We start from the raw sequence: 22,992 nt of genomic DNA, 5'->3' as shown, positions 1-22,992 counted from the left end.
AAAAAACGAAATGTTAACTGCAATGTTATTAACTAACTATGAATCGAATTAATACAACTCATAAATGGAACAAGAAAAAATAATTCAAAATTTTATTACAATTGATGGAACAACAAAATTAATTGAACTAGAAGAAAGTAAATCAAAACTCGATACAGATTTGGTCGAGTTTTTTAGAGATGAAGACAATATTCCTTTAAATAGTTTAGCTAAATATTATTTAAATGAAAATCTAAATTTTCTTTGTGGTTCTGGTACATCTGTTGCTATTGGAGGTAAAACAATCAATAAAGGAGAAAATCCTTTTGATGATATTATAAAAGAATTAAAGGAGATAGAACCTCTAAAAGATCATATTAATCAACTTATAAAGTTCTTTGAAAGCGAAATTCTTTTAGAAAAAAAGTTTGATAAAATTAATCAAGAATATCTTTATCATTTAAATATTAAAGAAGATCCAGCTTCTGCAGAAGAAATCAAAAAATATCTAGACCAAGCTTTAAAAATATTTGTTGAAAAATATGTCCCATTTCCAATAGATTATGTAAAAGAGAATTTAAGTATTCACGAATTATTTATAAATAAGATTATTAGTAGAAAAGAGAATCTAAATAGGCCTAAAATTTTTACACCAAATTATGATTTAGCATTTGAAAATGCTTGTGAAAAAATAGGTGTTAATTATAATAATGGTTTTAGAGGTGTTCATATGAGAAAGTTTGATCCGGATACTTTTCATAATGAAACATACATTAAACAAGATTCTGCTGAAAAAGGGAAGAGAATTACTACATATTTAAATATTTATAAATTACACGGAAGTATCTCTTGGCAGTATGCTGAAAGTTTAAATGATTTATATAACATTAAAGAAATTCAAATTTCAGATACAGAAAAAAAAGAAGATTTTTCTTTCGAAAGTTTAATGATTTATCCTATTCAAACTAAAAAATCATATTCACTTGATTTACCATATAGTGAATTGTTTAGGAATCTTTCTAAAAGTTTATCAGAAACTCAAAACACCCTTGTTATAATTGGTTATTCTTTTTTAGATGAGCATATTAATGATATAATTAGAACAGGGTTATATAATCCAAATCTTACAATAATTATACATAATTATGGTTTAATAGACGATAGTTCACCTTTGTTTTTACAAACCTTAAAAGAACGAGCTATTAGCGATAAAAGAATTGTAATTTTTGAGGGAGCATTAGTCGGAGATTTTACAAACTATGTTAAATTTCTAATTCCTTTAAATTCTTATTTACCATCAAAAGATACAATTATTGAAACATTAAAAAGTTTAGCGAAATAATTATGGCATTTAAAATAGGAGAAGTTTATAAAATCTCGAATCGTTATTTAGAAGTTATCCATAACAAGGATATCTTTTCTAAACCTGTATCTTCTGGTAATGGATTACATATAATAGGAATGTTAAATAGTTATGTTTCTATTCCCTTGTACAATTCTCAATGTGCAATCGGTGTTATATTTGAACAGTACGAAGCTTCTAAGGAACGAGAAATGTTATTCGATCCTAAGAACGAAACTATTATTTCAAAAATTAGACTTATAGGTACATATAATCCTATTTCGAGGAAGTTTAAAAGAGGAATAGATTATTTTCCAACGTTAGATAGTGATGTATTAACAGTTGAAGAGAATGAACTTGAAGCAATTTACAATTCTACAATTAACCCCAATGAACCATCGCTAGAACTGGGTAATGATATTTACTTTAATGATATTAAAATATTTGCTGACCCAAATATACTTTTTGGGAAGCATTTAGCTATTTTCGGTAATACAGGTAGTGGAAAATCTTGTACTGTAACTTCAATATTACAAAGTGTATATTTAGAAAAAAACAGATTAAATAATACAAATTCAAAAGCTTTAAAAACAATCATTATTGATTCAAACGAGGAGTATTCTGAAATTTTCAATACTGTAGATAATTTAAAACCTGATTGGATAGTTTTAAAAGACTATTCTGATTTAGAATTATCACATAAAGATTTAAGTTTTTATGAGCTAACGCAACTATTAAAAGAAGATTCTCCTAATGTACTACCTTATTTAAAAACAGCTGTTAAAAATTTAAAAGGTACTGAAAATGTAGATGAAAAAATATACTACGAATTTTCATCATTACAAGTTGAAATTGAAGATGCAGTTCCTTTAGTAAACCAAAGAGGAGCTATGGTTCCTGATACATTTACAATTGGTTTTTTGAAGCATATCATTATGAGAATCAATCATTTTTCTTCTGATGAAAGATTTAAAGCAGTCTTTAATAAAACAGGAAATACGATTGAAGATTTTTTAAATTCCGAAACAGAACAAGTTTTGATCTTATCATTAAAAGTTGCAAATGATATTTTATCACTTTTTGTGTATATGATTAGCAAAAGTATTTTCAATTACAAAACTAATCCTGTAAATAGAGAAAAGGATAATATTCTATTAGTTTTAGAGGAAGCTCATCGCTACATATCTACTGATTCAACAGATCAAATGAACAACTATTATATTGAAAAATTAGCTAGAGAAGGGCGAAAATTCGGGGTGAATTTATTAGTGTCTACACAAAGACCAAGCGAAGTATCGCATACTGTTATTTCACAATGTAATTCTTTAATAGTTCATAAAATAACAAATAGTAGAGATTTAGATTTTATTCGTAACACTATTGAATATGATGATAAATCTCAAATAGATTTATTGACTAGTTTAAAACAACAACAAGCTTTAGCATTAGGTGAAGCGTTTACTTTTTCATCATTAATAAAGATTGCAGAAGCGAACCCATTACCACATAGTGAAACACCTAAAATATTTAAAACGTTATAAATTTATATAATGTCTAAAACGGCTGGCTGTGATAGCGGAATAAGACTTAATTTTCAGTTTTGGCTTTCTTTTCTATAAAAGCCCATTGTGCTTTTTAAAAAAATTAGCAGATTACGGTTTCTTGATGTTATGAAGTTTTGATTTGATTTTTTGTTTTTTCAGATTTCAATTTAGTAACAAATTTATAACAACCTTGTTTTATAATACATTTAATTACAAATAGTTAAACTAAATTAATTATCTCGTGGATGAAATTGACAAAGCTTTACAAGCATTAAACCAAATAGAAAAGGTTCTTGGGCTTACAGGAGCAATAATAGTAATTGTACTTGGCCTAATTGGTTATCTACTTTTCACTTGGTTAAGCAAGTCTGTAGAAAAGATAGCGGAAGAAACATCTGAAAAATCTCTTGCTAAATTTCAAAGTGTATTAGATAGTAAATTAGAGGGAAAATTAAAATTGTTTTTCAGAAATGATGAAATAAGAAATTCAATTACATCTCATTTTGTTATAAAGTCAATTGAAATAAAACTCCAAATTTGGACAGAAACCTATCAATTGTATTTTAATTTTCAAAGAACTTATTTTTTTGACAAGGCGCAATTTGATACTGAAATTGAGGAGGAGGATAAAAAATTTCAATTAAATAGAGAAAGGATTTTTCTAAACTCTGTATACTTGGGAGGCTTTTTAACTTCTAAACTAATAACGCTAAATAATTCTTTACGAAATGCTCTTCGTGTACAATATCGTATTAAACATTTAGAATATTCTAATATGGATAGTAAACAAACAAAAATTGAAAGAGGACGTTATATTGATCAAATTGATAGAATTCTCCCTGAAGTAGAGAAATGGATTAATACTAACTTAACGGTAGACTATAATACAAAAGTCTGGGACTTTACAGAAGATCAACTTAAAATAATTAACGAGCAAAATAATCAAAAATTTGAAGATTTAACTAACCTCACAGAAAAATAAAATCTGTTTATAACACCACATTGATGAAATATACATTTTAAAGATAAATTAAAAAACTCTATTTTCCTCAAAATCAATTATTAAATATTATATTTGACTTTGAATCAAGCGATTCCAATCATAGTTTAAATTTTTCCGAATTAGGTGCTCACTACAATTTAAAAAAGTGAACATCCCTATTTATAAAGCATACGAAGTATAAAGAGACAATCCCTCTTTCTCCGCAAAGAAAACCGATAATGAGAGTTATCGGTTTAATAAAGTACAGATATAAGTGTTTTTTAAAGAAATAGAATATTACTTTAATTGTTAAATACGATATTACATGCAATTTAATGATCAAAAAAAGAGCCCAATATATACAGACTTTAATATTATTAGATGAAATTGAATATTTTCATTCAAATCTCTCATTTGAACAACCTAAAACTTTTTTCAGAGAATTAAAATATAACATTTTAACGTTGTATAAATTTAAAGAACTACTTCAGCTTGTAAGTAAAGATTTAAAAGACAATAAAGAATTCATAAAACTTAAAAAAACAATAATAAAAGAATTAGATTTTATTAACCATATAAGAAATAAAATTTCAGGTCACTTTGATAAACCTTTATTAGAAAAAGCGGCACAATGGGAACCTTTTATATTTTACGAGGAAAACAAAAACGAAGAATTAAAAGTTTTAATGTCGTATAAAACCCTTTTTGAATCTTCTATAAATTCTTACATCGACAAAAATAATTGTCATTTAATATATCAAGGAGAAATAGATCTTAACATTCAGAATGACCGCACTAAATTTCTAAAAACTATTTATAAACTAAATGAGACATCTATAAAAATTTTATTTTTAATTAAAATTAGTTTAGAAAATCAAAATATATTCTTTGCCAAAAGACAGCAATATATCGAATCAAAAAAAGCAGGTTTGACCAATTTCAATTTAAAATCTAATAATCTTGAATTAAAAAGTCTATCTGATCCCTTAATAGAAGAATCATTTCTAATGTCTTTAGATCTTTCTAACGTAAATGATTTAAAGCTGTTATTAAGTAAGATAGAAGATAAAATAAGCAGCTAACATTGTCTTGGAGAAATAGCAGGATAAGGGAGAAGTTTTAAATTTCTCATTTTTTTATACCAAAAATATAAAATACCTCGTTTTACCTTTTAAAGCGAGGTTTATTTTTGAAGTAAACTAAGGTAATAGAGAAGTTCCCCCATCACTACTATGAAAACAATCTTAGAAACAAAACGACTTTACCTAAGATAATTAAACACCTACAATTCTGAAAAATTTTATAAACTCAATATTTATCTATAATTAAAATATGAACTTAAAAAGAGAGTAATATAGGAGAATATCAACAACAAATACAGTTATGAAACGAGTTTTACCAACAATTGTTTCAATCTTCCAGAAATAATAGTCTCCCCTATCATAAAATCGCAGTAAAATTCCTTTAATAAAACCTACAAGTAAAGAGGGAACTAAAACAGCTTGCAATAAAAAAAATATTGAATAATACCATTTGAATTTAAAACCTATAATAATAGCAGTAATAATTACTAAAGCAATAGACAAATTACCTAAACTTTTTAAAATATAGTGAAAAGGTTTTGCTTGATTAATTTGCCAACTTAGGGGACTTTGAATACTTGGTGATATTCTTTGCTCTAAATATTTATTGGCTAAATTATTTATTGGCAAATAGATTAAGAGAAGGATATTTATTAATTCAGGAAAAAAATTCAAGTATTCATTCATAATGAAGATGTTTTGTTTCTAAAAATCACGTTAATCACAAGCTTAAAGATAGTAAAAATTGATTATCTTACAATTCCTTAATCAAGAATTTGATTTTTTTCACTTTCTTTCCAAGAAGGTATTTCTCTTTAAATTGTAATTTAATAATAAAGAATAAGTATGTTGATAATTGGTAATTATATTGATAATGTAAAATGTGAAAGTTTTAAAGACCTTAAAACAAATAGAATTAGAATTAGACCGCTTTCAGGTCAAAATATACCAACAGATTTAGTTATTGAAAGTTCTAAAGTTTTTAGAGATCCAAATAAATATCCTTTGGGAAGTATTTTTATTGCAAATCGAGTTAAAGTTTGTCAAAAAGAAATAGGAAGAATTTATTTGAGAGCAGATAAACAGGAATTAGATTTTGTAAAATAAATTAGTTTTTTAAAGTAAAATTAAAAGGTTAGCCTTTCTAATCTGCAACTATCATCAACACACAGTCCCATTTACTCAACCTTTATAAAATAATGAACGAAAAAGAATATTTCAACATTGGAGATAAAAAGAATCTACCTTTAAGATGTCCTATCTTAAACTATTGTAGTAGAAGATTTATAACAATCTATTTTAATTCTGATTATGCTAAATACGACTCTGGTTTAACTATGGAGGAAGCTTTACTTAAAGACGGAACAATGCCAAATGATTACCTATCTAAAAAAATTGATTTACAAGGTGAACCACCGACTTGGATAAAAGGTAATTCATATTATCATTATGATGGTATGTGTCCTGAAGTAAATCTCTTTGATTCAATGAACTCACTATGCAAAGGAGAAGCCTGTACTTCTGCTAAATACGATAAAGAGAGTAATGAGCCTAAACGTAAAATTTTAAAAACTCAACATTATTCTGAATGCCCTGAATTTAGTTTGTTTATGTTTGAAAATGGCAAAAAAACAAAATCTAAACCAAGAAAAAATATCCCAGCCAAAACTCGATCAATTTTACAAAAAGAGATAAAGTCAACTTGTCCAATTTGTTCAAATGAAGATGTTGGACACTTTCAAATTCACCATATTGATGAAAACCCAATGAATAATGAACTTGAAAATTTATTAATGCTTTGTCCAAATTGTCATTCAAAAATAACTAAAGGAGACATCAAATATGAAGAAGTAATCATTATAAAATCTAAACTAAAGAGCTAAATACCTAAAAAACACTTTTAAAACTTTGAGTCCCACAAGATACCCCCCACAACGTATCTTGTTTTCATTTACCCCTAACAAACAAATCCCTATTTTAGCAAAACAAAACCAACACCACAAATGGACAAAAAAGCTAAAAACATACTATTCAAAACCTATTGGAAAAGCGGATGGATCAACGTAAAAGACAGGCAAACAACCCCTGACGACCTGGCCTATGCCAAGGCAAAAGGACTAATGTTTGACCCCCTAACTATTTCGCACGACACCTGCTTAGACCTCATAGCCAACATACTGCCTACCATCTCAACACAACACGTAGCCAAAGCTTTCCTAAGCAGCCTATCTACCAGACGCTTAGACTGGCGCTCTGGCTTAGCCTCTTACTTCATTGCTAAGCAACTAACGCCTCACAAATACACCAAGGCGATTAGCGGACAAAGTTATGATCTAAACGGAAACGTAACACACATAAGCTATACGTGTGGTATATGCAGAGATTTGAAATACGGAATTATTGGCGATGAACACTACGTTGATAAAGACTTAAACGTATTGAACTTTGAAAGAATAAAATGGGGCGGCGTAAGACACGGCGAACTTGTCTACACCTTGTTTGACCTTCAACAACTGCAAGCGGCAGACATCCCAGAACCTACAATAGAGGATATCGAGATTTTCAAAAATATACTAACGGTTATCGAAAATTCTCAACCAAACGACTATCCAAGTGCGTTAGAAAAAAACCTCGCATCAGTTATCAAATCAACCAAAGACGAACGCCAGATACTAATCGAAATATTAGCGTGTATCGACATCTTAAAACCTGCTTCTTATGACAGACCAGTGAAAGGAAAACACGATTGGACTTTTGTTACTTATTGGCGTGGAGAGGATAAGTATAATAAGGACGCTTTAAAGCAGTATTTCGGCAAATATATAATCTAACCCTTCCTAAAGAAACTAATAGCTTACAGCGCATTTATATATCCCGCTTGCCACATTATAAGCAAACACCACATCTCAAGCAATGGTACTTGCTAAATAGACTGTTTGCCAAACCCAGTACGCTTTAACGCATAACCACGCAAAAGAATACTCCATTGGCAAATAGTTGTTCTTTCCTAAATCATCACCTAAATTACCACCTAAAGAAAGCCTTTAGCGACAAATAAATCCCTTGAATCACAGAACCCGTAAATTCCGCATCTTCTGCATTTTGAGATTTGCGTATCCCCCTCACCTTATACACATCTGTTGTTGACGTAATTTTAGCATCAAAGGTATTCTCATCTATAAAAGTTGCCTCTATTAAAAACGGCTCTGATTGATGAAAGGAAGAACATATAAATCCATTCTCAGTCATTACCCCATCAAAACCCTGAATACCTCCAGCCCCATACGCTCTGCCTATCACAGTATGATTATTTCTGTATAAATCAAAGGTTTTCACTCTATCTATAGTATACCGAAGCAGTTCATTAGCATCACTTAAATCCTTTAATGTACCAAAGTCAAGCTCCCAAGTACCTGTGGGAGAAACATCAGTAGGCTTAGCTATTTGTGGAAAAGCAGACTCCTGTTTGTCCTTCTTTTCTACTACAAATTTGGCACGTTCTACTTTCGTATTTACACCATCTAAATATACTCCTGATACCGTATCTCCATTTCTAACCCCTCTAAACTCACTGTGTACCCCTGACTTAAAATGAACAGAATCTAAACCAGTATGCCCTTCACTTCCTTCTTGCCAATAACTCGAATGTGCTAATTCCGAACCACTAAATATGCGTACTTGTCGTACTCCCTCACTTCCTTCTACTCCAAATAACAAAGGGATATGCACGCCATCTTGTACAATAAAATGCCCTTGCCACACCTCATATCCGTATTGCCCTGCATCTCTTGGTTCTAACTCATAACTTTTAGAACAAGACGAGAGAAAGAAAGGGAAGCTTGTCAACATAAAAAAGGGAAGTAATTTTTTCATAATAATCGTGTAAATTAGCTTTTAAGAGCTTACTTATAAACTTTATTTAAAAGTACAAAAATCTACCTTGACTACCAATAACGAACAACTATCGCTAACTTCCCTCAACTCAAGCAGCGTTACTAAATTTACTGTTTGCTAAACGCACTAATCTTTTAATAGAAGAATTTAATTACATTAGCGCATTGCCACTAACCTGCTGAATGTATGCTTGTTTACACAAACGGTTGGCTGGTATTAAACCTATACCAAATGAACGCAGAACAGAATTATTTAGAAATAAACCGACAGTCTTGGAACAACAGAACGGATACGCACTTAAAGTCTGATTTTTATAATCTTGAGGGATTCTTGAATGGAAAAACCTCTCTAAATAAAATTGAACTGGACTTATTGGGCGATATCACAGGAAAAAAGATTTTACACCTGCAATGCCATTTCGGACAAGATACAATCTCGTTGAGCAGATTGGGCGCTAAGGTTACGGGGGTTGATTTGTCTGATAAAGCCATTGAAAGTGCCAAACAAATTGCGGCTGATACAAACGCTAACACGCAGTTTATTTGCTGTGATATTTACGATTTGCCAAACCATTTAGACGAACAATTTGACCTTGTTTTTACGAGTTACGGCACCATTGGTTGGTTACCCGACTTAGATAAATGGGCTCAGGTTATTTCTAAATTCTTAAAGCCAAACGGACAATTTGTGTTTGTCGAATTTCACCCTGTGGTATGGATGTTTGATGATGATTTTGACAAAATTGGTTACAGATATTTTAATTCAGGAGCCATCGTCGAAACGGAAAACGGAACGTATGCGGATAAAGAAGCAGACATCTCTCAATCGTACGTTATGTGGAATCATAGCTTAAGCGAGGTTGTCAATAGTTTAATCCGCAATGGCATTGAAATTAACACCCTTGATGAGTTTGATTACTCGCCTTATAATTGTTTCAACCACACCGTAGAATTTGAACCTCATAAGTATAGAATAGCCCATTTAGACAACAAAATTCCAATGGTGTATTCAATTGTTGCAACTAAAAAAGCACCTTATACTTTGTAGATAAAATAAGTACTGTTGAAACTTTTCACAACGTCAAAACCAGTATAAATGCATCTCCTAAAAAGTCATTTGCTTCAAAAAGTATAAGGTACGTTTCTAAAATAACAAACAACCTCCTACCAAAGAGGTTGTTTTTTTTGCTCCCTACTCCCCTTTACTCAAATTATCAAGCAGTTCACTAAACACAACCTTATTATCCATTAAATATCAGTAAATTAGAAGAAAAATAGACTACTATACAGCAATTTAACGCTTTTAAACTAACCTGTATTTATTGATAAAACGAGTAAATTATGCATACAAAATTCAAACTATTCTTAGGAGTAGCCGCTTTCTTTTTAATGGGCTTACAAACAGCCTCAGCTCAAATCTTTCAAACGAAGACGAACATTATCCAAAAATACGGTAGCGATTACACAGCGCATACTGCAAACGACAACACAAAGTATATTACATACAACGATGAAGTTGAAACCGAAGACAGAGGTACATTCGCGCAAACGATAGCGATGTACTTTGTTGAACTTGACGACAAAACAGAAATGTGTTATATGTTTAAAATTTTTGTTCCTGAAACAGAAATAAATACGCTTAAAAGTTACATAAGAGAAAACTTAGTACAAACCGATACAGCAGAATGGAAAGACTATGACAACAAAATCTTGTACCAAATAACAACTGGAGCAGGCCTTTGTGTACTAACGGTTGTTTATAACGAAGATTAATATTTCAACCAACGGAACCATACACACTAAATCCAACCTATTCTTAGACGTTACTGCTTTCTTTTGAGTAGAATTAAAAACAACCACAAATAACCTCAAGCACCACAAAACAACTATTGCTAAGCTAAATCCCTTACATAAAATGAATACTACAACTTCAGAATACTTGAAGAAGCTTTAGAAAGAGCACTATAAATTAATCGCGTTTGATAAAACAGACAAAAAGCAAACCCTCTTTCGTTTGCCGTCAAAGCTCAAAACTCAAAAAGAGTGCATACCTTTACATTATAACCCAAAACTAATTCTCTATGAAAAAGCTTATTTTATTTGCAATTATCGCCACTACTTTTTCAGTTTTTAATCCCTTAAAAGCGGAAACTAAAACACCGATAGCAGTACAAAACAATACGCGAAAAGAATATGCTGAAGGATGGAAAAAAGGCTATTGTGAGGGCTGGAAAGACGTAAAAGGAAAACACGCTATTTGTCCCGCTACACCACATACTCCAGTACCTGAAATGGGTAAAAAAAGTTACCAAGACGGGTACAATAGAGGTTTTAAAGCAGGTATCAAAGCCGCAAAACGATAATATGATTTACTAATATCACCGAAAGGAGAAACGACTTGTTTCTCCTTTTTTTATTACATTTTCAATATTTATAAAAAAATACTTCGATATCAAATATTATTTTTTCTTAATTTAGTCAAGATTAAACATTTAATAAGTTATTTAACTAAGAATCAAAAACAATATATTCTTGTCCAATCACAACAGATTGAAAGTATATAAAAAACGAAAACCCGATAGCTTGATAAATCAGGGGCTATCGGGAATAATGTATTACAAATTTAATGACTAATTTTATAACCACCTAATTTAAAATGAAATATATTGAATTTGAAGATATTATGTCAAAAGCAAGAATGCATCGATATCTTATTGCAACTGGTAATAACTCCAGAAAAGCAATGACTTTATATCGTAAAAACTTACGACTTTCTCAAGAAATGTTTACAATAATAAGTTGTTTTGAAGTCGCAATACGCAATAAAATAAATGACCAATATACTACACAACATGGAAGTGATTGGCTAAAACATAGCGTAACTGCAAATGGTATTTTCACCTCTAAGAAATGCGCAAATACTAACAAAATAATTAATAAATCATTAAAAAAACTAACTATATATACTCACTCAAAACTATTAGCAACACTTGATTTTGGTTTTTGGAGATATCTTTTTGCACAACCACAATATTATGCAGGAGGTCAAACCTTACTAAAAATTTTCCTATCAAAACCCAAAAGTACACCGACTATACAATACAATCAATCCTATATATTTAATCAACTAAAATTAATCAATGACTTTCGCAATAGAATTGCTCACCATGAGCCAATTTGTTTTCAACCTGGGAGTCAAAAAATTGACACTACAAATGCATTACAGCATTATAACCTTATAATTCAATTATTTCAATGGATGAATATTAATGAAAGCGCTCTTTTATATGGTTTAGACCACGTATCATCTTTGTGTAATGAAATTGACAATCTATAAACAACTCTAAAAAAAGATAAATGGAACATAAAGTTTACGATAAAGCAAAATGGCATTACGGTTCAGCTACATTTCCTACAAGCTTACCCGTTGAAAACGGAGCTACACACATAGCCTTTTTTCTACGTTGGTGCATCGAAAACAACTTCATCGGAAAAGAAATTGCTAACGATACCCCTGATGATATCACGCAAATTAAAAATGGAATAGCTGATTGCAGAGCCTTTTTGATGGATTACTTAGATGGTGTTTTAACCTCGGAAGACCTCAATACAAAAGGTCGCCTGTTTGCCAATGCCTACTACACAAGCACAAAGACAAAGTTTGCAAAGAACTACGGCTACTATTGTGCCGATGTAGACAACTGGGCACAAGCACAAAGCAAATTAGTTAAAAAGGGAAATGACGATGCTTATTTCTATATTGAGAACGATGAAAACACCTATGCCAGGTTTAAAGAAATAATCAACAATCGCTATGAGGAATTTCTACAAATGAAAAAGAAATAACCCCGATTTGATGACAAAAAACAACTCAAAAAAACTAACCATACTCTGCTGTTTACTTCTTTTTGGACTATACGTATTCACAAAATCGTATTTGAGAACCCTTCATTTTGATAGCGCTATAATCAAAATTATAATAGGCTCATTTCCCAATTTCACAGCAGCAACGGCAATTCCATTGGCGCTATGTGTGGACTTATACAAGGCAAAAAGCATCTCAGAACTGACCAAATCAAATAGAACAATCTCCATTTTAATGGTCATCATAACCGTAATTCTAATATCAGAAGAATTCTTTCCGCTTGTTTCTGGCTCTAAAGTTTTTGATATTTGGGACATCGTATTCTCATTAATCGGAATGTTTTTATCCTTTGTGTACAAAGCTAAAATCACAACGCTTATAAAGAGGCAATTACCCATAACCCCAACACACCAATGATAGACAAGAATTTACATAAATTACAGCAGCAAATAATAGACGAAACAGACGGAAACAAATTCGCTAAACTCATCCAAAAGCTATTGAAAAAATACGCCACAGCAGAGAGAGAATACGTCTTAAACCTATTGATAACTTATGCGCAAAGCGGACAAATAGTGCATTGGCGAAATTTCTTACTGACTGATATTATCAAACTTGTAGGTGATAATGAAACCAACTGCATCCCCTTTTTTGAATGGTGTATCACCCAACCTGCATTGACCTATTGGGGAATTGACGGATTGCTTAAAACTAAAGGAAAACAGGCGTATCCTGCACTAATCGAACTGATAAAAAACGAACAGATTGAACTATCTGTCCGCGCTAAGGCTATCAAAAGTATCGCGGTTTACAGCAAACAAGCATTCGACCGAGAGTTGCCTAAAGACCCTGGATATTGGAAATTAGACAACCTAAGAATAGCAGAAATAGAAACTTGGCAAAACAACGGTTGTCCTGACGGAGATGGTTATGCCGAACCTAAAACCCATCTTTCATTGCTATACCCAACAACGGAACTTGACAAAACAACGGCTAAGCTCAACAATAAACTTGAAAAGCTAAGAGCCAAACACCAAGATTTGTCAAACCCTACCAATTGGCTGGTTATTGCTAATGAAACGGATATTTCAACGATTGAGAACAAGTGGCAACTACCCCAAAATTACCTGTTGTTTCTTAAAAACTTCTCGCCTTTAAATGTGTATATAGACAACAAAAAGTACTTTCAAGGCCTACATCTATATGGCGCTGGCGAACTTCTAAGCAGGCAAGACGGATACGCTTTTAACCCTGTAACCAATCAACCAATTGCCGATTGGCCTACGAACTATATCGTCATTGCAGACGCTGGTGCTGATCCGTATTGCATTGATATCAATCAAATCACAGACCACGACGCTCCTATTTACACAAGTATGCACGGAACTGGGCAATGGAAATTTGAATTATATGCGGATAGTTTTCTTAGCTTTTTAAAGGAAATAGCGGGGAAATAACTGCTATAATAGATAAGCAATAAGCACGAATTTTACAGTATGAGCGCTAACAAAAATCGCCTATTCTAATTATTAGGAGGTGCAAAACAAAAAACAGTTATGAAAAATATAGACAGTACAAGCCCATTCAAAATAACGAATCAAACAACCGATTTTGGTTTACTTACAACTCTTTTAGCTGAAGTTGAAGTATCAACCAAAAATAGTATTTCAATAGATGACAAAACGTTGATGGCAAATTATATTTATAAAGAAAATGACACCTATAATTTAGTCTATACCCTCATTGACGCAAACGGAAATATGGAGAGTTTTATAGAAGAAGACGGCATATTACCTACCTTATTTTTAAGCCCTAATCAGGAGAATTACGTGTCGATTGTTCCCTACCATCCTACTAAAGAATTAGAAATTAGCATTCCTATTTTCAATAGAGAAAATACCGAATTACCAAAGGGCAACCGACCTTTTGAAGGTGATTTCATAGGTGTATCTAATCAGTTTTCTATCTTCTATGATGTTGATTTTTGGTCAGACACAAAACCAGACAAGATGCTGTCGATTGAATTTAAAAACAACCTGATAAAAAAGAAACACAATGTCAAGATTCCACTTCCAAGGAACAACAAAATATTCATTAACAACAATGAAATTCACCTGCTTACGGATAGCGGAAACACTTGGTTACACAGGCAAATTGACGAAAAAGGAAAAGAGCTAAAACAGCGTAAATTACAGTTAACCCAAGACAACTTCCACCAAATACTCAACCTATCGTTTACAGAAGACTCTCATTTAATAACACAAAAAAAAGGAAAAGTAAGCATTGAAAAAATAGACATACAAGGCAATTGTAGAAGCATTGATCTCATCGATATAAAAGATCCTTTTTACAATACGTGGCAACCTCTAAGCCTATCAGAAAACACGTCTATTACCCAATTCAACGGAGAGTTTGGCAACGGTTGGTTCACAATACAAAACGATCAACTCTTAGAGTTTTTTTACAGCAAAGGACAAAAGGGGTATAAGAATTTACTGACAAATGAAGTCTTACCTATGGACAGTGAAAACCTGGCTATTTCAAGTATAAACAAAACGAAACAGAACAGCTATGCTGTTGTATTTTACCCAATGACGGATCACCCAACTAAAAACAAAACGATCCTTGTTTTAAATCGCGTTGTGGGATAAAGATTTATGACACCTTGAAACACAATACATATAATACAATGTGCTTCAACATAATACAAAAAAAACGATAATGTTCCTATCGTTTTTTTTATCTACCTAATAAAAGCCTGCCTACATACAAACACCCTAAACACTGAATTACAACAACATACATATCTCATTCACTTCTTTCTTTGGAACGGCTTTGCAATAGTGCAAGAATCCTTCGCAAAACAAGGGTGTTTTGCGAAGGATTCCTAACCAATGCCAAACTCGTTCCCGATTAAAACAACAAAGTAAATCATTATTCAAACATCATAAAGGCAAATCATTATTCGCCTATATAACAATATAAAGTAAAATATATCTGTAATAAAATATCTCTTTTATAACTGGAAATTGAAAGACAACAAATCTATCATAAATAGTTTTATATAGATACAAGAACAACCTATACCTACTTTTATTCTTATTTGGTTAGAGAGTATGACACAGTACTCAAGCACGACCTGTGAAATATGATAAACCGGAAACAGGTTGTAGTGCCAGTGCTTTTTTAGGGAAGTTTTAATGAGGAGAGTGTTGTTGGAAAAAGAAAACCCTCACAGTGTATGCTGTGGGGGTTTTGGGTTTAGTAAATACCTAATTCTTTTTTCTTCTTTATAATTAAAGTATCTAATTTATATCTTCTTGCTATGTATAAATTATTTCTATACATATATTCTTCTATCTCAGCCAATCTTTCTTCATTTGCAATTGTTTTTACATCAATAGCCCTTACTTCATCGATATATAAATTTATCTGATTTAAAATCAAGACTTCATCTTTAAGATTTCTATCAAGAGATAATTTTGCATTACCCTGAAGTGTAATACTTTGGTAATTATTTGCTTTATATAATGTCCAGTAATTTCTAATTAACTCAATAATCTCATATTTATCATAAATTGAACTATTTATAAATTGTTCAAACATAGCATTACTCCCAAATATTTGTTTATAAAAAGGCTCTAAATAAATTTCATTGACTTGATAAGTAAGTGCAATCTTGAAATATTCTTCAGGAGATTGTTTAATTAAATTCAAAATTATTTGACAAGCCTCGTTATCTAATGTTATAGTCCTATTTTCATTTTGCTCTATACTTGAAATACATGTATAAAGTATATTTAAGTGTTCTTTACTAAATTTAGGATGATCCTCTATGTATTTATTTAAATATTCTTTAGTTAATTTTAGTACTTCATCATTTGTTACAATCGGACTAATAGAGACTTCACCATTATCACCAGAAGGAAATAACTTAGAAACTAAATTTCGTATAAAAACTCTAGGATAATAAGGAGAAGATGCTTTTAATTTACTCAATAGAATTGAATTTAAATCTACATTAGTTATTTCTTCTATAACCCTATTTATGTCACCATCCTTTTTATCAAAAAACTTTAATAACCTAAAATACAAACCCCACTCGTTTTCTGATCGTGCATTTGTATACAACAATAAATCTAAGTAATTGTTTAATTGTTCTTTATCCGTAATCTTATACAAATCCTGGTGAGCAACAAACGAACATAGCTCTTGTATTCTTTTAGTGTCAAAATACCAATTTATCTCCTCTATAATATCATCTAATTTCTTATTAAAAAAGTGATCCATATATAAATATGTATACTTAAAACTATTTCCGTTTACTTCTTCTTGAAAATAAAATTCAAACAAAGCAGGCTGTCTTAAAAAACTTTCATCTATAAAGTTAAGTCCTTCTAAGATAGCTTTTAAAATCTCTCTATCATGTACTATAGTAATATTATTCGCTTTTTGCTTCAAATATTCTTCCAGCATAAATTTCCTATAGTCCTCCTGCTCTACTTTATCTTTGTCAAAAATATTACTTAATAATTCTAAATGTATATCTAAGCATTTTTTATAAACAAATAAATAGAAATCATACCATTTAGATTTTAAAATATACAATAAAAACAAATTCTCAAAAACATCATACTTTGACAAAAATTTATAGCGCTGCGTGAACATATTTAGAAAACGTTTTGCATCTCTTAAGGAGTAAAACACACTATTAATAATTTTTCTATGTTTTTGTAATAAAGCATCTACTTTTTCAACTACATCAGTAGTAGAATTCAAAGATTTCTTTAATTCAGTACTTAAAAAATTAAAAACTGTATCTTTACTTATAGGAGAAAGAAAAATTTCTTGATTAAAAAACTTATCAGAAAAGTAACTATCTGTTTGATGATATTTACTTTCCAAAACTCCATTTATATATTCTTTATCATAGGCAGTAATAAATATTATATTAGAAAAAGAAGCCGTATAATCTATAAGTTTAAATATTTCTATAATTTCATCTGCTTGCAATCTGTCTAAATCATCAATTATAACAACTATTTTTTTGCCAATTTTTTTAATTTCTCTATTTAAAGTTATTTTTTCATCTTCTTTACTTTTAAAAACATTTTTTACTGTAAATATTTCGATTATCCCAGTTTTATCAATTACATTGATAGCTTTTAAATAATCCTTAAAGAGGACTGAAAATTCTCCGTTATATTTTTCTATTTTAGAATATAGGGTTTGAAAAAAATCATACTGTATATTATCTATATCCTTGGAGTGTCTCGGATTAAAATTTACAATTACTTTATCACCATCTTTAGAAATCTTTTCTTCTAAAAGATTTAAAAAACTACTTTTTCCCTGTCCCCATTTACCTACTATCCCTATTCTTAACGCGCCTTTGATATTCTCATCAATATTATTAATACCTTGTATAACATCCAAAATTTTATTTTCAAGTCCAAACAAATCATCTTCAAAATATTCGATTGGCCCGTCGCTATAGAGTCTATGATTTATAGACTCTTTCTCAGTAGTAATATTTAATGCTTTAAAATTCAAATAAAGCATTAATAAAAACACTACTGCTAATGCTAATATCAATAAATCACTTAAACCAAAACCACAATAACTTGGGTATGCTATATAAATTACTTTATACCAACTATAGTAAGCATATAATAAAATTACATACCCCATTGCGATCAAGTAACGATAAGGTGTAAATAATTTATTTTTAACCCAACCTTCGAATTTCCAAATAAAAAAAGATAATAATCCAATTAATACAAGCCAAAATGGTAACATATTATCTTCAACATCTAATAAATATGTCATAATATGCTTATCATATAGTCTTAATATAGAGTCCTCAAAAGACAGTAACACTATAGTTACAATTAATAAACTATAAATCGTTTTTTTATCTTTATAAGCCAATATAGAAATACCTTTTTCATTCTTGTCTTTTTTCGTGTTCATATATTACATACCTTTTTAAATATAATCAATACTCTACAAAGCTTGCTTAACCAAGCTCATGATATATTCTAAATTCTCTGTGTCTGATATCACTAACTCATAATCTCCATTTCCTGCATGTCCTAAACCTGCAACGTCACGCGCTAATAGTTTTGAATCATCCAATTGTCCTTTTCGCAAATTAACCCACATCTTAAACTTAGATTTCTGTAGTTCAATATCAGCTATATTTCTTTTTCCTATTTTAAAAGCTATATACCACTTCTTAGGTTCTACCTCAATATCTGATGACAAATTAAGTATTGCGTTCTTATACGTTTCATATAACTCCTTTACCTCATCACTTTTTGACTCCAACAATCTTTCTTCTGTATAGGTTACAACCTCCTCTGTTAGCTTAGCTATTTGCGAATCTTGATCGCTCTGCACCTCTTTAATAGCTGGTGCTGACTTTGACTTCTTAATAGGATTAACTACAATGATATCATTGGTATATTGCTTTATCTCCCATAATTCAATAGGCAAGTCCTTGAAATTAGAAGCTTGCTTTTGAAATGAAGTAAATGATGGTGATACAAAAACAACTTTAGATTGAGACCAATCTACATCATTGCGCTTTAGATTACCGCTTTGACTTTCGTTGTATTCTACTATAAAATCTGCGCGATTCTCTAACATCAGATTTAGATAAGATACTCCCTGATCAACTACAGAATAACTGCGCTCTCTTTTATACTCAATAATAACAAATGAATTGTTCTCTTCATCATAAGCTAAAGTATCTATGCGATTTGCCTTGATAGAAAACTCTGATTTAATAAACTTCCACCCTGTTATATTCTCTAAGTTGGTTTCAAATAATTGCTGTATTTCTTTCTCAAGCTTAAATGGCTTTTCTTTTAAGCTTGACAACTTACTTTTTTGTTGAGTATATAATTGCATAGGGTACTGTTTTTATTTCTGATTTGATTTTTTTTCACAAGATGTCCAAATATACAATAAGTAAAATCTTGATGATAATTAAATGTGCAAGTGGTGCTCTTTCTTTAGTAAACAAAAAAACAGACTAAATAGTCTGTCTTTTTTATTAATATATACCAGTTAATAAACAATTTTAATGCATTAACTCCTTCGCTAACATTTCTGCTTGTTTAAGTACTGTTTCTGTCGCTAATAATTGCATATCAGGTGGATATCCATATTTTCTCAAAAGACGTTTAACAGCAACTTTTAACTTAGCACGTACACTATCTTTGATATTCCAATCAATAGAAGCATTCATTTTTATGGTTGCCGTTAATGCAACAGCTAATTCTCTTAACTTATCTTGTTGTATTAATTCTTTCGCGCTATCATTATTCGCTACAGCTGTATAAAAGGCATATTCATATTCAGTTAACCCAAGTTTTTTAGGTTCACTGTCCATTTCAACAATATCTTTACTCAAATTAATTAACTCGTCTATAACCTCAGCAGCAGTTAAGATTTTATTGTGATAACGGTTGATTGATTGTTCTAACATTTCCATCAAAGTCTTACTTTGCACTAAGTTTGTTTTACTACGTGTACGTATCTCGTCATTCAACAACTTTTTCAACACCTCTAAGGCTATATTCTTGTGCTGCATATCTTTCAACTCCATCAAGAATTCTTCTGATAAAATTGAAATATCTGGTTTCTTAATTCCCGCTGCATCAAACACATCAATCACCTGATCAGAAACCAAAGCTTGGTCTATTACTTGGCGAATTGTAGTCTCTAAATCCTCATTTGTACGGCCAGTACTTGAGGAATCAAATTTAGCTAAACGAGCTTTTACTGCTTGAAAGAAAGAAACTTCTTCTTTAACATCCATAGCTTGCTCATGTGGAATAGCAATAGCAAATGCTTGTGATAGTGCAGTTACCTCATCTATATATCTTTTCTTGCCATTATCTAACCCAAGTATATGATCTTCTGCTGCTAAAATAAGACTTAACTTATCAGAAGTAGTAGCATCAAAATAATCCTCGTACGCAAAACCATAATACATATTTGAAATGATCTCAATCTTTTCAAGCATTAAAGAAACAGCCTGCTCTTGTGCAATAGCTGGATCTCCTTTACCTCCTGCATCAGAATAGAAAGCTAATGCCTTTTTTAAATCAGAAGCAATCCCTAAATAATCAACTATCAGTCCTCCGGGTTTGTCTTTAAACACACGATTTACACGAGCAATAGCCTGCATTAAGTTATGCCCCTTCATCGGTTTGTCTATATACAACGTATGCATACTTGGCGCATCAAATCCAGTTAACCACATATCACGTACAATAACTAACTCAAGCTCGTCATTAGGGTCTTTCATACGTTCTGCCAACATACGTCGTTGTTCTTTAGTGGTATGAAATTTTGCTAAAGTAGGCCCATCTGAAGATGCAGAAGTCATTATTACCTTTATCTTTCCTTTCTTTAAATCATCGGAATGCCATTCTGGTTTAAGAGCTACAATTGCATTATACAAATCCGCTGCAATTCTACGGCTCATAGATACAATCATCCCCTTTCCTTCAAAAACTTCTTGACGTTGGGTAAAGTGGGATACAATATCTGTAGCTATGTTCTTTATTCGATCTTCCCCTCCAATTATTGCTTCTAATTGTGTCCACTTACTCTTGGCTTTTTGCGTAGTAGTCTCATCTTCATTTTCTAAATCATCTTCTACTTCCTCTACAAGCTCTTTTCCTTCTTCTGTCAATTTTATTTTAACCAATCGACTTTCGTAAAAAATGCGAACCGTAGCTCCATCTTCTACCGCTTGGGCGATATCATAAACATCCACATAGTTACCAAAAACAGCAGGTGTGTTTACGTCTAAACTTTCAATAGGAGTACCAGTAAACCCTAAGTATGTAGCATTAGGTAAGGCATCACGCATATATTTGGCAAAACCATAGACAATACGCTTACCAATTACATTACCCTGATCATCTTTATCATCAATTGTTTTAGGTTTAAAACCATATTGGGTACGGTGGGCTTCATCTGCTATTACAATAATATTTTCTCGCTCTGACAGTGTTTCAAAAACATTCCCTTCCTCTGGTTGAAACTTCTGAATGGTAGTAAATATTACTCCTCCAGAATTTACTTTCAACAACTCTTTTAATCGTTTGCGATCAGTAGCTTGTACAGGGTCTTGACGCAACAACTGCTTAGACGCAGCGAAGGTGTCAAACAATTGGTCGTCTAAATCATTTCTATCTGTAATAACTAAAATAGTAGGATTGTCTAATGCTAAGACTATTTTACCTGTATAAAATACCATAGACAACGACTTACCCGATCCTTGTGTATGCCATACAACTCCCCCTCGTCTGTCTCCTTGTTCTTGTTGCTTTACTCCTGGTAAACCATAAGATTCAGGCGTTTCATTAAGCAAGTGAGACAACTTCTGTTTTGAAATAAATCCAGAAGCTCGTAAAGTAGATTCTACGGCACGATTTACAGCGTAATATTGGTGATAACCTGCTAATTTCTTAACCGTTCGCACTGATACAATTCCGTTTTCATCTTCTTTTTTAAACTTCTCAAAAACAATAAAGTGACGCATTAAGTCCAACAATGTTGCTGGCTGTAACATTCCTGTGATTAAAGTTTCTAATTGGCTAACCAAGTGAGAAGCTTCTTGTTTTCCATCAGAAGTTTTCCACGTCATAAAACGAGATATTCCAGCAGATACTGTCCCTGCTTTTGCTTCTAACCCATCTGAGATAATAGAAAAAGCATTAAAAGTGAACAGCGAAGGAATCATTGCTTTATAGGTTTCTATCTGACGAAAAGCCGCATTGATGGTCGTTTGCTCATTTGTAGCATTCTTTAATTCAATAACTACCAAAGGCAGCCCATTGACAAAAATGATGATATCTGGCCTTTTATTGACTCCGTTTTCTACAATCGTAAATTGGTTAATCACCAAAAACTCATTGTGTAAAGGGTTCTCAAAATCTATTAGATTTACTAAATCCCCACGTTCTTGTCCTGCTACTCTTTTAGTAATAGAGATACCCTCTGACAGTAATCGGTGAAAACTTTCATTATTAGCCAACAAATCAGGAGATGCAATACGCATAACTTCTTTGATAGCCTCATTTTGTGCATCAATTGGAATTGATGAATTTATACGGCGTACCGCCTTTTCTAAGTGTTCTTTTAAAACAACCTCTTCAAAAGTAGTACGTGCTGGCGTAGCACTATCTGGTGCTATGTCCGCTCCGTTTATATATGTATATGCTTGCTTTTGTAATAGTTCAATTGCAAGTAATTCTATATCGTTTTCGGTCATAATGGTTA

Annotated in this window: 20 protein-coding genes; 14 read left to right on the top strand and 6 right to left on the bottom strand. The window is 31.4% G+C overall.

The window, feature by feature from the left end; translation table 11 throughout:
• The first annotated feature begins 64 nt into the window (after positions 1–64).
• From AABL81_RS11895 to AABL81_RS11880, 4 genes are all read left to right on the top strand, one after another.
• The gene (locus AABL81_RS11895) at positions 65–1,321 is read left to right on the top strand and encodes an SIR2 family protein (protein ID WP_341341134.1); all 1,257 of its coding nucleotides are present in this window, start codon (positions 65–67) and stop codon (positions 1,319–1,321) included.
• Between the two features lie 2 nt (positions 1,322–1,323).
• A complete protein-coding gene (locus AABL81_RS11890) occupies positions 1,324–2,862 on the top strand; it encodes an ATP-binding protein (protein WP_341341133.1) in 1,539 nt (512 codons plus the stop codon).
• Between the two features lie 244 nt (positions 2,863–3,106).
• Positions 3,107–3,847: a hypothetical protein gene (locus tag AABL81_RS11885; protein ID WP_341341132.1), complete on the top strand. Its 741-nt coding sequence runs from the start codon at positions 3,107–3,109 to the stop codon at positions 3,845–3,847.
• Positions 3,848–4,182: 335 nt separating this feature from the next.
• The gene (locus AABL81_RS11880) at positions 4,183–4,929 is read left to right on the top strand and encodes a hypothetical protein (protein WP_341341131.1); all 747 of its coding nucleotides are present in this window, start codon (positions 4,183–4,185) and stop codon (positions 4,927–4,929) included.
• A gap of 243 nt (positions 4,930–5,172) precedes the next feature.
• Here AABL81_RS11880 and AABL81_RS11875 read toward each other — a convergent pair whose 3' ends face one another.
• Positions 5,173–5,616 carry a hypothetical protein gene (locus AABL81_RS11875; protein ID WP_341341130.1) on the bottom strand — a complete coding sequence of 148 codons (444 nt, stop codon included), beginning with the start codon at positions 5,614–5,616 and terminating at the stop codon, positions 5,173–5,175.
• A 159-nt stretch (positions 5,617–5,775) separates the two neighbouring features.
• Between AABL81_RS11875 and AABL81_RS11870 the strand changes: the two genes are divergently transcribed.
• From AABL81_RS11870 to AABL81_RS11860, 3 genes are all read left to right on the top strand, one after another.
• Positions 5,776–6,036: a hypothetical protein gene (locus AABL81_RS11870; protein ID WP_341341129.1), complete on the top strand. Its 261-nt coding sequence runs from the start codon at positions 5,776–5,778 to the stop codon at positions 6,034–6,036.
• Positions 6,037–6,128: 92 nt separating this feature from the next.
• Complete coding sequence (locus AABL81_RS11865) at positions 6,129–6,812, top strand: HNH endonuclease signature motif containing protein (RefSeq protein ID WP_341341128.1); 684 nt, start codon at positions 6,129–6,131, stop codon at positions 6,810–6,812.
• A gap of 237 nt (positions 6,813–7,049) precedes the next feature.
• Entirely contained in the window at positions 7,050–7,760 is a 711-nt protein-coding gene (locus AABL81_RS11860) for a hypothetical protein (RefSeq protein ID WP_341341127.1), read from the top strand.
• Positions 7,761–7,953: 193 nt separating this feature from the next.
• On the opposite strand, the gene AABL81_RS11855 is transcribed toward AABL81_RS11860, so the two are convergent.
• Positions 7,954–8,802 carry a hypothetical protein gene (locus tag AABL81_RS11855; protein WP_341341126.1) on the bottom strand — a complete coding sequence of 283 codons (849 nt, stop codon included), beginning with the start codon at positions 8,800–8,802 and terminating at the stop codon, positions 7,954–7,956.
• 252 nt (positions 8,803–9,054) lie between these two features.
• Here AABL81_RS11855 and AABL81_RS11850 point away from each other — a divergent pair, with 252 nt between their 5' ends.
• From AABL81_RS11850 to AABL81_RS11830, 5 genes are all read left to right on the top strand, one after another.
• Complete coding sequence (locus AABL81_RS11850; protein WP_341341125.1) at positions 9,055–9,870, top strand: class I SAM-dependent methyltransferase; 816 nt, start codon at positions 9,055–9,057, stop codon at positions 9,868–9,870.
• 293 nt (positions 9,871–10,163) lie between these two features.
• Positions 10,164–10,595 (top strand): hypothetical protein, encoded by a 432-nt coding sequence (locus AABL81_RS11845; RefSeq protein ID WP_341341124.1) that lies wholly within the window; start codon positions 10,164–10,166, stop codon positions 10,593–10,595.
• Positions 10,596–10,903: 308 nt separating this feature from the next.
• A complete protein-coding gene (locus AABL81_RS11840; RefSeq protein ID WP_158210458.1) occupies positions 10,904–11,185 on the top strand; it encodes a hypothetical protein in 282 nt (93 codons plus the stop codon).
• 293 nt (positions 11,186–11,478) lie between these two features.
• Positions 11,479–12,159, top strand: coding sequence for an Abi family protein (locus AABL81_RS11835; RefSeq protein WP_341341123.1), 681 nt, complete (start codon positions 11,479–11,481; stop codon positions 12,157–12,159).
• A 20-nt stretch (positions 12,160–12,179) separates the two neighbouring features.
• Entirely contained in the window at positions 12,180–12,668 is a 489-nt protein-coding gene (locus AABL81_RS11830) for a DUF7832 domain-containing protein (protein ID WP_341341122.1), read from the top strand.
• Between the two features lie 102 nt (positions 12,669–12,770).
• Here AABL81_RS11830 and AABL81_RS11825 read toward each other — a convergent pair whose 3' ends face one another.
• Entirely contained in the window at positions 12,771–13,004 is a 234-nt protein-coding gene (locus AABL81_RS11825) for a hypothetical protein (RefSeq protein ID WP_341341121.1), read from the bottom strand.
• Positions 13,005–13,100: 96 nt separating this feature from the next.
• Between AABL81_RS11825 and AABL81_RS11820 the strand changes: the two genes are divergently transcribed.
• Positions 13,101–14,144, top strand: coding sequence for an SMI1/KNR4 family protein (locus AABL81_RS11820; RefSeq protein WP_341341120.1), 1,044 nt, complete (start codon positions 13,101–13,103; stop codon positions 14,142–14,144).
• A 99-nt stretch (positions 14,145–14,243) separates the two neighbouring features.
• A complete protein-coding gene (locus tag AABL81_RS11815; RefSeq protein ID WP_341341119.1) occupies positions 14,244–15,338 on the top strand; it encodes a hypothetical protein in 1,095 nt (364 codons plus the stop codon).
• A gap of 610 nt (positions 15,339–15,948) precedes the next feature.
• On the opposite strand, the gene AABL81_RS11810 is transcribed toward AABL81_RS11815, so the two are convergent.
• The 3 genes from AABL81_RS11810 to AABL81_RS11800 form a co-directional block, all read right to left on the bottom strand.
• Complete coding sequence (locus AABL81_RS11810) at positions 15,949–18,660, bottom strand: KAP family P-loop NTPase fold protein (protein WP_341341118.1); 2,712 nt, start codon at positions 18,658–18,660, stop codon at positions 15,949–15,951.
• 33 nt (positions 18,661–18,693) lie between these two features.
• Complete coding sequence (locus tag AABL81_RS11805) at positions 18,694–19,602, bottom strand: endonuclease NucS domain-containing protein (protein ID WP_341341117.1); 909 nt, start codon at positions 19,600–19,602, stop codon at positions 18,694–18,696.
• Positions 19,603–19,774: 172 nt separating this feature from the next.
• Positions 19,775–22,984, bottom strand: a complete 3,210-nt coding sequence (locus AABL81_RS11800) for a type I restriction endonuclease subunit R (protein ID WP_341341116.1) — start codon at positions 22,982–22,984, stop codon at positions 19,775–19,777.
• Between the last annotated feature and the right edge of the window lie 8 nt (positions 22,985–22,992).

The sequence above is a fragment of the Myroides sp. C1519 genome (assembly GCF_038039755.1).
Lineage (GTDB): Bacteria > Bacteroidota > Bacteroidia > Flavobacteriales > Flavobacteriaceae > Flavobacterium > Flavobacterium phaeum_A.
Note: the sequence above shows the minus strand (reverse complement) of the source record. Positions and strands in the feature narration are given on the sequence as shown.